The following is an 11,140-nucleotide window of genomic DNA, read 5'->3' as shown; positions in this document are numbered from 1 at the left end:
CCCCCCCCCCCCCCCCCCCCCCCCCCCCCCCCCCCCCCCCCCCCCCCCCCCCCCCCCCCCCCCCCCGACACCGGACGTTGAGGTTGCGCGCGGCAAATGCGCAACGCCGCTTCGTCGCTGTGCGTCGCACGACTGCCTCAACGCGCCAACCCGCCTTCGTAGGAGCCGCTTCAGCGGCGAACCCTCGGGCTATCGGGTTTGCGAACGAGGCCTTGTGGTGATCGGGCGAGCGGTTGAACGCCCGCACGATGCGATGCAATGCCTCATTCGCAACGACGACCTCTGAGGGTTCGCCGATGAATCGGCTCCTACAAGAGCGGCACGAGCTCGCGCAGCGAGCTATCCGATTCGATGGCGCTCGCGATCGAGCGCGACAACCACGTCGGCCTTTGCCGGCAGCGTGGCGAGTGCATGTCGGCTGAGTCGCTCGTAATGCTGGAGGAAGCGCGTCATCTCTTCCTCGTCCATCGCGCGCGGTTCGCCGCGGGCGCGTAGCGACCATTCGGCTTCGTCGCGCCAGCGGGCCACGATGTCCCACGAAGGGGCGTGCAACAGGACGAGGGCATCGAGGCGGCGCCATACGGTGAGGTAGTCGGCGAGCTTCGTGTTCACCCACCGACGCCAGACGCCGTCGGGATCCTCCCCGGCCTCCAGCGCATTGATCGACGGGACCAGATCGGCTTCCGCCTGCGGCTCGAGGCCGAGACACCAGCCTTCGAGGATGACCAGCATCGGGGGCTGCGGGACCTCGGGCCATAGCGACATCGCGTAGCGGTCGTCCTGACCCTTGTCGAAACGCGGGATTGAAACGGGTCGCTCGGGAGCGGCTTTCTCCAGGGCGTCGAGCGTCGAAGCGAGCAGGGTGAGGTCGTGGGTTCCGGGAACGCCGCGTGTGCGCAGTAGCGGATGGACCTGACGTCCCAACGTCTCGCGCTCGGCGCGGGTCAGGTAGACATCGTCCAGTGAAAGGCTCACGGCCGACCAGCCCCGCTCCCGTGCGGCTTCGATCAGCGAGGCCGCGAGCGTGCTCTTGCCGCTGCCCTGCAGGCCGGAAATGCCGAGGATGAACGGTGACGAGGCGTGCGCGATCGACGCGGCGAAACGCCCCAGGACCCGCTCGGCGAGCGTGATAGCATCGGCTGATTCCATACCGGCAAGCATAGCCTACCCATGCTGACTCCCGAGATCCTCGACACTTTCCGCGGCCTGCTGAACGAAGCGAAGGCCAGCGGCGATCGTGAACCCACCGCCATGAACCTCGCCACGGTGGACGGCACCGGCCGCGTGCATTCACGCATCGTGCTGCTGAAGCAGATCGATGAGAACGGCTTGGGCTTCTTCACCAACTACGAGAGTGCGAAGGCCGGTGAGATGGCCGCGCACGACCAGGTAGCGGTGTGCTTCCACTGGAAGCAGATCCGCGAAGGCATCCAGGTGCGCTTCGAAGGGCGCGTGAGCAAGGCGAGTGCCGCCGAATCGGACGCCTATTTCGTTCGCCGCCAGCGTGGCAGCCAGATCGGTGCCTGGGCGTCGAAGCAGAGTCAGGAACTGCCGGACAGGCAGACCTTTGAAGACCGCGTGGCACATTTCGAGAAAGAGTTCGAAGGCCGCGACGTGCCGCGTCCTCCGCATTGGGGTGGCTACCTTCTCAAGCCGGACCGCGTCGAGTTCTGGTACGGCGCCGAGTTCCGCCTGCACGAACGTATCGTGCACGCGGAACACGGTACAAGCTGGACGAGCCGCCTGCTTTATCCCTGATCCGGAGTTTGCGATGAGCCGCGCCCAGCCCGTACAGCACATCGCGCAGACCACGTTCACCGTGCACACGCGAGGGCGGTCGCTCATCGAGATCACCGACCGGATCGCCGACGCCGTCTCGGCCAGTGGTGTCACGACCGGCATTGCGCACGTGTTCGTCCAGCACACCAGTGCCTCGCTGCTCATCGGCGAGAATGCCGATCCGACGGTGGTGGCCGACCTTGAGCGTTTCTTCGCGCGACTGGTGCCCGATGGCGATCCGCTATTTCGCCATCAGGACGAAGGCCCCGACGATATGCCCGCGCACGTGCGTGCCGTGCTTACCGGTGTGTCGCTTTCCGTACCGGTGCACGGTGGACGCCCCTTGCTGGGTACCTGGCAGGGTGTGTTCCTCTACGAACATCGTCACGAAGCCCACCAGCGCAAGATCACGGTGACGATATCGGGCCACTGAGAAGGTTGCCACGGCCGGTCAACGAGAGAACCCGCTCGCCACGCCGGCGGCAGACCACCGGGGGTGGTGGTGGCCATGTTCCGTGTTCCGCCGGGCGTGGCGAACGGGAAAAGGATGTCGGTGTCCATGCTCGCGCGTCGATCACCGCCATGCGACCGTAGATTTACGGAGTGTCCTGGCAGCCGATGCGCACCGAGCCCGACACGTACGCGTCGCCACGGAGCGCTGCGTGCACGGCGTCGAGCAGGTCCTCACCGGCCGATGCCTTGACCACGTAACCGCTGCCGAGGGAAAGCGCACGGCGCGCCACGCCGGCGCCGTCGTGGCAGCTGACGAAAACCACGGGTAGGCCGGGGCAGCTGAGGGCGAGTCGGCGCGCCGCTTCCAGTCCGTCCATCTCCGGCATGGCGATGTCGGTAACGACGACGTCCGGCTTCAGAATTTCGACCAGCGACACGAGCGAGACGCCGTTACTGACGACGCCGATGACGTCGAAGTCTTCTCGCAACAAGCGTTCGATCTCCCGTGCGGTCTGCGGATGGTCGTCCGCGAGAACCACACTGGCCCGGAAAGGCATGAAGCGTAACTCGTCCATGAATCCAATTCTCCACTTCGCAGCCGGCGCGGAATAGCGTAAAGCTACGCGATTGCTTCTGCGTATATCTACTTCCGTGTTTTTCCGGTCAGAACAGCAGACCGAGGTCCTCCGAGCGCCGCACCAGTTCGAGCGTGCTGTGCACATCCAGGATCTGCATGATGGTGTATTTGTGCGCTTCCACCGTGCGTACCGAGAGCCCCAGCTGTGCCGCGATCTGCTTGGAGCGCAGGCCGGATCCGACCAGGCGCAGCACTTCGCGCTGCTTCGGTGTGAGTTCGTGAAGGTCGGCCATGCGGCCACGCAGGTAACGAGCGCCCAGCGAGGGCGTGACGTAGGTGCCGCCGGCAAGCACCTGGTGCAGTGCACTGAGCAACTCGTCGCCGGCGGATAACTTGAGCACGTAGCCGTTGGCGCCGGAGCGCATCGCGGAGGCGGCCAGCGCGGGTTCGGCATGCATGGTCAGGAAGACGAACGGGGTGCTGTCGCCGCGGCCGCGAAGCGTCTTCAGGACTTCCAGGCCGTTGCCGCCGGGCATGTTGATATCCGAGAGGATCAGATCCGGACTCTCGCGCTCGATGACATCCAGCAGGCTGCGGCCGTCCTGGGCGAGGGCGACCAGTTCGAAGTCGTCGTCGAGAAGGCGCTCGATGCCCTCGGCGACCATGCGGTGGTCATCCGCAAACACGATGCGCGGAAGCGCCTCGCAATTCAGTTCGTCTCCAGCGGAATGCGCAGACATAGATCCACTCCCTTTCCCGGTGCGGTACGCAATTCGAAGCTGCCCCCCAGCAACTTCGCTCGTTCGTTCATGCTGATCAAACCGATACCCGGTCCCGCCGAAGGCAACTCATCGGGATCGATCCCCTTGCCGTCGTCGAAGATCCATAGCGACGCGAGGTCGCTGGTCACCGACGCCTTGATGGTCACCTGGCTGGCTTGCGCGTGACGGAGCGCATTCGCCAAGGCTTCCTGGGTGACACGATAAAAGCACAGGGCGATGTCCGCGGAGAGCACATCGATGGCCCGGTCGGCGATGAAAACCACATGCGGCGCGCGTGGGCGGCGCGACGTATGGCACAGCGCCTCGAGCGAGTCCCGCAGGCCGGCGTGATGCAGGCAGCTTGGGTGAAGTTCGTGTGAGAGCTGGCGGACATCTTCGGACAGAGCGATGACTTGGTGCTGGATGTGCGTCACGTCGGCCTGGGCCGAAGGAGGGACGCGCCGCCGCAGTGCACTGAGACCGATCGAGGTGGCCGCGAGCCGCTGGTTGACGTCGTCGTGCAGGTCGCGCGCCAGTCGCGCGCGCTCCTGTTCCTGGGTGGCGATGATTCGCCCGGTCACCTCGCGCAGTTCGTCATGCGCGAAGGCCAGGGCGCGACGGCTGGCGAAGCGTTGCTCGACGACCACGGCGAGCGTCAGTGCGGAGAGGGATGCGGTGAGCGTCCACAGCTGCAAGGCGAGCGTGGTGTCCTGCGGCGTGGAGGCCACGAATGGCCCATGTCCGCTGACGCTCAGGTGCCCCGCCATGATCACGATGATGAAAACGGCGATGGAGCTGCCGGTCATCTGCGCCCTGATGATTGCGGCGATGATGATCGGCGCGGGGGCGAGGCAGAGCACGGGTACCAGCTCCGGGTGGCCACCGTAGCCGTGCCAGATGACCCCCAGCAGAGCGATCGAAACGGTCATGAGCAGGTAAAAGTCCGGGGTGAGCCGGGGCTCATGGCGTACGGCGGCATCGGGGCTCCGAACGCTGATCCATACGGGTACATAGAGCACGTAGCCGAGCGAGTGGGCCAGGGCGATGTTCGGCCAGTCGCTGAGGATCGAGCCGTGAAACGACGTGTAGCGGCTGGCGTGTTCGATCAGCGTGGCGCAGGCGGCCGGCAGGGCGATCACCGCCACGGCGGCGAATGCATAGAGTCTTGTGAAGTCTTCCAATGGCGGCAAACGGGACGGGACGCGCTGGAGCACCCACGCCGCTACCGGGGTGAGGAGTACCGCCGGCGAAACCACCAGGGCCGTATCCATCAGCGGCAGACCGAAGCTCACGCCGGTCACGACGAGTCCGAGCAGCGCCGCCCCCATAAGGGCGGCCCACAGGTTTCGCGGTGTCGCGAGCAAGGCCCCCAGGAGCACCGCGCCGGGGAACCAAACGATGTGCGTGCCACCCTGGTGGCTCCACAGGGCGGCGGACAGCAACTGGGCGGCCATGACGCCCGCAAAAACGCCCCCGCACCAACGGGTCACGCTATGCGTCGACGGCAAGGTCTTCGTCATCGGCTCTCCCACCGCCCCGTGAAACGGCCCCAACCAGCTGTCGTAACATGCCTGGGTGGCCCCCACCACACCCCATGCCGACTATACCCGTGCGGCGGCCGAAGGGTGTCGATGCGGCCGGACGTCATGCGGACGACCCGGTGGAAGAACCCCTGTGGCGGAAAGATGCCGATTATCGCCATCCGCGGAAGATCGAGGTGAGGCCGGTAGTTTTACCTACGCGGGCAGGGTGAAAGTTCGCTTATCGCTCGGGCGCGCACGCCGCACTCTACATGTCACTGTCACCGATGTCGGATCGTGACCATGGATCGTCGAATCGTCCCCGTCCTGATCGCCGCGGCGCCCAGCCTGAAAGGCTCGGTGAGCTACGCGACGTCACCCTCCGCCGGGTGCTCCCGAACATGACTTTCGCGCTCTGACGGCGATGCATGAGCCCGTCGAAGATTTCCCCATAGCGGTCGATGTCGTTGTCGCCGATCACCATCGCGTGGTCGCGGAAGGCGTTGCCGCGTTGCTCACGCCGCATGTTCGATCCGTTGTGTTGGTGTACTCGGCGGTCGCGCTGCTTGAACGTGTCGGGCCCGGCATGCTGGTGGTCGGTGACATCGACCTGCCCGATATGCCCGGCCTTGAGCCGGTGCGTCGAATTGCCGAGCGTCGGAACGGTAGTCGGTTCATCGTGCTATCCGGCCATGACGAGCCCCTGATTGTGCAGGATGCGATGCAGTCGGGCGCCTGGGCGTACGTGCTCAAGCAGTCGCCACGCAATGAGCTTCTGGATGCCATGACGGAAGTGCTTGACGGTCGGCGCTATGTCAGTCCCGGACTGATGGCCGCCCTGGTCATCGCGCCGCCTTCGGTCCATCGGYTGACGCGTCGCCAGCGCGAGGTGCTTGAGCGGATGGCGCGGGGGCTGCGTGCCAGTGACATCGCCCTCGAGCTCGGCATCTCGGTGCGTACGGTGGAGAGCCACCGGCAGTCCCTACTGGACCTGTTCAACGTGCACAGCGGCGTGGCCCTCGTGCGCGAGGCCATTCGCATAGGCCTCATTCGCGAGCCTGGCGGTCCGTATACCGCCCCACATGGCGAGGGAACGCTCTAGCTATTTTGGTACTACCTGCCCGCCCACCCGTGAATAATCCGCCGCAACTCCCCCAGCCCGTCCGTCAGCGCAGCGGGCCCCGGCTGCAAAATCAGCGGCGACTTGATCTCATACAGTTGCCCATCCCGAATCGCCGGCACATTCTCCCAGCCCGGCCTCACGGCAACCTGCTCGGGCCGAAAACGCTTCCCACACCAGGAGCCAATGATKATGTCCGGCGCCGTATCGATGACTTCCTGCGCGTCGGCAATGATCCGGTTCTTCGCCAGCGACTCCACGGCGCGGCCCGGCAGCACATCGTCACCACCGGCGATACCGACCAGCTCGGATACCCAGCGGATGCCCGAGATCATCGGCTCATCCCATTCCTCGAAATACACGCGTGGCCGGCGGGGCAGGCGCGCCGACGCTTCGCGCGTTTCATCGAGCCCGCGTTCGAACGTCGCCGCGAGCTTTTCGGCTTTATCCGCAACGCCGACAATCGCGCCAAGCCGACGGATGTATTCGAGGATGCCTTCAACGCTGCGGTGGTTGGAGATCCACACTTCCACGCCGGCCTTGATCAGCGCCTGCGCGATGTCGGCCTGGATGTCCGAGAAGCCGATGGCGAGGTCGGGCTTAAGCGCGAGGATCTTGTCGACCTTGGCACTGGTGAACGCGCTGACCTTCGGCTTGTCCCGGCGCGCTTCGGTGGGGCGCACGGTGAAACCGCTGATTCCTACGATGCGGTCCTGCTCTCCGAGGAGGTAGAGGGTTTCGGTCGGTTCTTCGGTGAGGCAGACGATGCGGCGCGGGCCCATGTTGGTTCCGGTGCTGATGTAAACGCCGATTGTGACGGCTCAAGGCATCTCAATCCAACGCCCATGCCGCCGAATCTCCAACGGCCGGAACCGCCGCTTGTAATCCATCTTCGGATGCCCGGCGATCCAGAACCCCAGATACACATACGGAATGCCACGCCGCTTCGCCAGCTCGACCTGCTGGAGGATGCCGAAGGTGCCAAGCCCGCGCGCTTCTTCTTCAGGATCGAAGAACGTATAGACGGCCGAAACGCCGGCGAGCGCGATGTCGGTCACGGCGACGCCGAGCAGGCGCTCGCCGAGGTAGTACTCGAGGAAGAGGGTAGGGCTCCACGGTGCAGCCAGGAACCGCTGGAAATCCTCTTCGTCGGCACCGTCCATGCCGCCGCCGCTGTGACGTGCCTGCAGGTAGCGTTCGTACAGTTCATGCCGCTCGGCGGTAAACCCCGGGAGGCCTTCGCGGATGGTCAGGTCGGCGTTGCGCTTGAGGCAGCGCTTCTGGGCGCGGTCCGGCGTGAATCGCTCGACGTCGATGCGGCAGGGCACGCAGGCCTGGCAGGCGGTGCACTGGGGCAGGTAGAGGTGGCCGCCGGCACGGCGGAWGCCTTTGGCGAGCGCCGGGCCGTAGAGTTTGTCGAGGTTGGGCGCGCCCGGGTCGACCACGAGATTTTGCGCCGTCCGCTCGGCGAAATAGCCGCAGGTGTGCGGCAGGGTCTGGAAGAGGCGGACGCGGTCGGTCATGGGGATGTTATAGCGCTAAGGCCGGCTGGCGTCATCGCGGAATGGGTTTTGCGGGATCGCCCCGTAGGAGCCGATTCATCGGCGATGGGTGGTGGCGGTAGTCTGGCCCGCTGGCGCGGGATCGCCGATGAATCGGCTCCTACAGGGGCGCGGTTCAAGGTCCGAAGGGGCGGGGGTCAGGGGCCGAAATGGAAGACTGACATCCAATGCGTGATAGCGCCGGCGGGGTCTGCCACCGGCTCCAGCTCGACGCGGCTTTTGAGTAGCGAGCCGTCGGAATGGCGCAGGGGTACGACCACCGAGTCGGCGCTTTCGCCGAGCAGGGCGGACATCGGCAATCCGGTGACACTCTCGGCGCTGCGGCGGGTCTTGTGCACGAAAGCATCGTTGACGAAGACCACGGCGCACTCGCGCCAGTCGTCCTGTGAGGCATCGGTGATGACGATCGGGTCGGGCAGGCGAGCCAGCGAGGCGCGCATCAACGCGAAGCTCTGCTGGAAGTGCTTACGCTCCATCATCTCGATCAGTACGCGCAGGCCCCGCGCGGATTCCAGGTGAAGCCGCGACCACGGCCGCGAGCGACCGCGCACGTTCTCCTGCCAGGTCGCGAAACTCTGCCGTGGCGACAGTCGGGCGCCGGGGTAGTTCTCCAGCTTGGCAAGGCCAGGGTTGCCGGCCCAGCGCACGTTGCGCACCTGCTCGGCGCGCGTCCAGACAACCGCGTTGTGGGCATCCGACTGCAACGGCATGAAGATGAGGCCCGCCACCAGGCTGGCGACGGTGGGGTCCGCCAGCTCCGGATAACGTGCGCCGATCTCGTCGGTATGCAGGACGCCGGTGATCCCGTCGACGTCCTCGGCGACGCCTCTGCCGACGAAGTCGCGAATGCGCAGCAAAGCCGCTTCATCCGGCAACTGGCCGTGACGCATCATGCGGTTGCCCGCGAAGATGGCGATGCCATCGGCGTCGACCACTTCGAGCAGTTCAGGCGCGAGCGACGCCAGCAGTTCCGGATCGATACGATCGCTCTCGTTGAACGCGGTAATCAGCTTTTCGCGGACGGTGAGCAGGACGCTTTCGCTTTCGATCTTCGCCAGTTCCTCGATCGCCGACACGCGCGAGGCAAACGCGCGTGCCACCGCGTCGGTCACTTCACGCATGCGGTGATCGGCGAAAAGCGGGCTGTAGTGGTGACAGGAGATCAGGCCCCACAGCTTGCCGTTGGTGATGATCGACGCCACGAGCGTACCGGTGACCCCCATGTTGCCGAGGTATTCGAGATGCACCGGCGACACGCTGCGCAGTGAGACATCGCTGAGGTCGGTGGCGGCCGCGGTCTCCGGATCGTAGGCCGGAAGGATGTGCGCGGGGACATAGCGGCAATCGCTGATCTGACGCACGCGGTTGCGCAGGTAGAGTGCCCGCGCCTGCGCGGGGATATCCGTGGCGGGGTAGTGCAGGCCGAGGTAGGCCTCGAGGTCTTCCTTGCGCGCTTCGGCCACGACTTCGCCGTGCCAGTCGTGATCGAAGCGATAGACCATGACGCGGTCGTAGCCAAGCAGGTTGCGTACGGTGCGTGCGACGCGCGCGGCGGCGCGCTCCACGGTGGCGTCGAGCTCCAGCTTGTGCGTGAGGTCGTAGCCCACGCGGAACGGTTCGTCTTCGAAGGCACGCTCGCGCGGCTCGATCTCGATCATCCAGCGCGTGTCGTAGGCGTGCACCGAGGCGTACCACGCGGCCGGTATCGTTGCGTTGGGGAAAGCCACGGGCACCCACGCGCTATGGGCCGGGCGTTCGTCATCCTCGAACAGATCTGCCGGAAGCGATATGACTTCGTCCAGCGGAGCGTCCAGTACGGTTGCCGGTTCGACCCCGAGTACACGGGCTGCGTTCTCGCTCACCTGCAGGATGGTCCGTGTGCGCGCGTCCACCACGACCAGGACGCCGTGAGGCTGGATCGATCCGGGAATATGGATGGGTTCGCGGTCGCAGGCGGTCAGATCGGGCAGGTCAGTCATGGGCGGCAGGATCCTTCAGCGTCTGTTGAAAGCGCGCGAACATGCGCTGCGCGGCGTCGATGGCGGCGTCCTGGGAGGCCTCGTCGGGGAGTGCGTGGTCGAGGAGGGACTGGAAGCGTCGCCAGCTGGCCGGGGCGTTTTCACCGACGGCATAGAAGGTGTGCGATAGCTGGGGGTAGAGCTCGCGAAGGCGGCGGACGATCACACGGCCGCCGAGAGCGGAGCCTTCGATGACGTAGAGTTCGCCCCAGTGGGCGGCGTGGTCATGCACCGCACCCCGTTCGGTGGCCGCAAGGCCGCGCTCGGTAGGAGCCGATTTATCGGCGATAGGCGTCGCAGCGGGGTAGGTGGCGTTATCGCGCGCCGTATCGCCGATGAATCGGCTCCTACACAGATCCGCTTCGATCAACGAAGCGCGCGACACGTACCGCCACTCTTCCAGCCTGGCCAGCCAACCGCTTCGCTCGGCTTCCCAGGCACGGAACAGCGTCAGCTGCGCCCGCAACAGCCCGGCATAACCGGCCTCATCCAGATCGCCGGCGAGCAACAGGCGCATGCCGGCCGTCGCTTCGGCCGCCTCATGGGCATCGCGGGTCGCTTCACGGAGGAGAAGATGGGCGGGCGTCGAACCGACGACTCCGGCCATTCAGAGCACCTGGACAGCCTTGAGCACCACGACCACCACCACGCCGGCGACGATCGCCAACGCCATCAGGCGCACGCGCGAGGCGGTGCGCTGGGGCTTCGGGCGCAGGTCCGGCGAGCGGTGCATCTGCAGTTCTTCCTGGAAACGCACGACCGGCTCGATGCCGATGTCCTTCAGCAAGGCACGGGCCTTGGGGAAATCGTCGGCGCTCTTGACCCATACCTGCGGCCACGAATCGCGGTCGTTATTGCGCTGCGAATAGCTGAAGCGCTGGTAGGTCGGACGATTCCAGGTCGACCGGTTGGTGACGGTCGTCTCGATGTCGTGCTCGGTAAGGAGCGACACGATCCGGTCGATATTTTCCGGGCGGGGTGAGGTATAGAGTTGGCGCATACCCCGATTCTACGGGATTTGCGCCGGAGCCAGCAGGCCCTTCACATCCTCGATATGACCATCGTTGGCCTCCGCCGGCAGGCGCAGCACGCTCATGATCAGCGGATACACGTCCACATTGGGGAACGGCGCAACGATCACGCCGTGGGCAAAGGCCGGCCCGCGCGCGATGAACAGGGCACGCATGGTCGGGTCCAGGTTGTCGTAGCCGTGCTCGCCCAGCGACATCGGATCCTTGCGTTTGGCCAGTGCCTCGCGGCTGATGATCGACCAGCCCGTCTCGGCCAGGCATTCGATGGCGGGTACGCGGGCGTGGGTGCCGTAATCGAGGCGCTTGGGCAGGTCCTGCT

General features: G+C 65.7%; 12 protein-coding genes and 1 pseudogene. 3 read left to right on the top strand and 10 right to left on the bottom strand.

Going from position 1 to position 11,140, the window contains the following annotated elements; translation table 11 throughout:
* Window positions 1-339: 339 nt before the first annotated feature.
* Window positions 340-1,149 carry a kinase gene (locus tag AC1DSN_RS12080; RefSeq protein WP_477298468.1) on the bottom strand — a complete coding sequence of 270 codons (810 nt, stop codon included), beginning with the start codon at window positions 1,147-1,149 and terminating at the stop codon, window positions 340-342.
* Window positions 1,150-1,170: 21 nt separating this feature from the next.
* On the opposite strand from AC1DSN_RS12080, the gene pdxH reads away from it, so the two are divergent.
* Window positions 1,171-1,758 (top strand): pyridoxamine 5'-phosphate oxidase, encoded by a 588-nt coding sequence (gene pdxH, locus AC1DSN_RS12075; RefSeq protein WP_477330859.1) that lies wholly within the window; start codon window positions 1,171-1,173, stop codon window positions 1,756-1,758.
* Between the two features lie 13 nt (window positions 1,759-1,771).
* The gene (locus AC1DSN_RS12070) at window positions 1,772-2,212 is read left to right on the top strand and encodes a secondary thiamine-phosphate synthase enzyme YjbQ (RefSeq protein WP_063573613.1); all 441 of its coding nucleotides are present in this window, start codon (window positions 1,772-1,774) and stop codon (window positions 2,210-2,212) included.
* A gap of 163 nt (window positions 2,213-2,375) precedes the next feature.
* Here AC1DSN_RS12070 and AC1DSN_RS12065 read toward each other — a convergent pair whose 3' ends face one another.
* The 3 genes from AC1DSN_RS12065 to AC1DSN_RS12055 form a co-directional block, all read right to left on the bottom strand.
* A complete protein-coding gene (locus AC1DSN_RS12065) occupies window positions 2,376-2,807 on the bottom strand; it encodes a response regulator (RefSeq protein ID WP_477298674.1) in 432 nt (143 codons plus the stop codon).
* 88 nt (window positions 2,808-2,895) lie between these two features.
* Window positions 2,896-3,549 carry a response regulator gene (locus AC1DSN_RS12060; protein ID WP_477298675.1) on the bottom strand — a complete coding sequence of 218 codons (654 nt, stop codon included), beginning with the start codon at window positions 3,547-3,549 and terminating at the stop codon, window positions 2,896-2,898.
* Entirely contained in the window at window positions 3,519-5,090 is a 1,572-nt protein-coding gene (locus AC1DSN_RS12055; protein ID WP_477330857.1) for a sensor histidine kinase, read from the bottom strand. Before AC1DSN_RS12055 ends, AC1DSN_RS12060 begins: the two co-directional genes overlap by 31 nt.
* A gap of 424 nt (window positions 5,091-5,514) precedes the next feature.
* Between AC1DSN_RS12055 and AC1DSN_RS12050 the strand changes: the two genes are divergently transcribed.
* Window positions 5,515-6,192: a response regulator gene (locus AC1DSN_RS12050; protein ID WP_477330855.1), complete on the top strand. Its 678-nt coding sequence runs from the start codon at window positions 5,515-5,517 to the stop codon at window positions 6,190-6,192.
* Window positions 6,193-6,203: 11 nt separating this feature from the next.
* On the opposite strand, the gene AC1DSN_RS12045 is transcribed toward AC1DSN_RS12050, so the two are convergent.
* From AC1DSN_RS12045 to AC1DSN_RS12020, 6 genes and pseudogenes are all read right to left on the bottom strand, one after another.
* Window positions 6,204-6,992: a cobalamin-binding protein gene (locus tag AC1DSN_RS12045; protein ID WP_477298370.1), complete on the bottom strand. Its 789-nt coding sequence runs from the start codon at window positions 6,990-6,992 to the stop codon at window positions 6,204-6,206.
* A 39-nt stretch (window positions 6,993-7,031) separates the two neighbouring features.
* Window positions 7,032-7,733, bottom strand: coding sequence for an arginyltransferase (locus AC1DSN_RS12040; RefSeq protein ID WP_477330853.1), 702 nt, complete (start codon window positions 7,731-7,733; stop codon window positions 7,032-7,034).
* Window positions 7,734-7,909: 176 nt separating this feature from the next.
* Window positions 7,910-9,760, bottom strand: a complete 1,851-nt coding sequence (locus AC1DSN_RS12035; RefSeq protein WP_477330861.1) for a GAF domain-containing protein — start codon at window positions 9,758-9,760, stop codon at window positions 7,910-7,912.
* Entirely contained in the window at window positions 9,744-10,397 is a 654-nt protein-coding gene (locus tag AC1DSN_RS12030) for a biliverdin-producing heme oxygenase (RefSeq protein ID WP_477330851.1), read from the bottom strand. The genes AC1DSN_RS12035 and AC1DSN_RS12030 overlap by 17 nt, the downstream gene beginning before the upstream one ends.
* The gene (locus tag AC1DSN_RS12025; protein ID WP_063573208.1) at window positions 10,398-10,790 is read right to left on the bottom strand and encodes a putative signal transducing protein; all 393 of its coding nucleotides are present in this window, start codon (window positions 10,788-10,790) and stop codon (window positions 10,398-10,400) included.
* 9 nt (window positions 10,791-10,799) lie between these two features.
* Window positions 10,800-11,140 (bottom strand): annotated as a pseudogene (locus tag AC1DSN_RS12020) (alkaline phosphatase family protein); the annotation flags it as partial.

It is taken from the genome of Luteibacter sp. P4_D7_3 (assembly GCF_056401735.1).
Note: the sequence above shows the minus strand (reverse complement) of the source record. Positions and strands in the feature narration are given on the sequence as shown.

Bases quoted from the DNA above. Each gene is read 5' to 3' on its own strand.
- AC1DSN_RS12080 (WP_477298468.1), bottom strand. From the start codon at position 1,149: ATGGAATCAGCCGATGCTATCACGCTCGCCGAGCGGGTCCTGGGGCGT.
- AC1DSN_RS12065 (WP_477298674.1), bottom strand. From the start codon at position 2,807: ATGGACGAGTTACGCTTCATGCCTTTCCGGGCCAGTGTGGTTCTCGCG.
- AC1DSN_RS12030 (WP_477330851.1), bottom strand. From the start codon at position 10,397: ATGGCCGGAGTCGTCGGTTCGACGCCCGCCCATCTTCTCCTCCGTGAA.
- AC1DSN_RS12070 (WP_063573613.1), top strand. From the start codon at position 1,772: ATGAGCCGCGCCCAGCCCGTACAGCACATCGCGCAGACCACGTTCACC.
- AC1DSN_RS12060 (WP_477298675.1), bottom strand. From the start codon at position 3,549: ATGTCTGCGCATTCCGCTGGAGACGAACTGAATTGCGAGGCGCTTCCG.
- AC1DSN_RS12025 (WP_063573208.1), bottom strand. From the start codon at position 10,790: ATGCGCCAACTCTATACCTCACCCCGCCCGGAAAATATCGACCGGATC.
- pdxH (WP_477330859.1), top strand. From the start codon at position 1,171: ATGCTGACTCCCGAGATCCTCGACACTTTCCGCGGCCTGCTGAACGAA.
- AC1DSN_RS12055 (WP_477330857.1), bottom strand. From the start codon at position 5,090: ATGACGAAGACCTTGCCGTCGACGCATAGCGTGACCCGTTGGTGCGGG.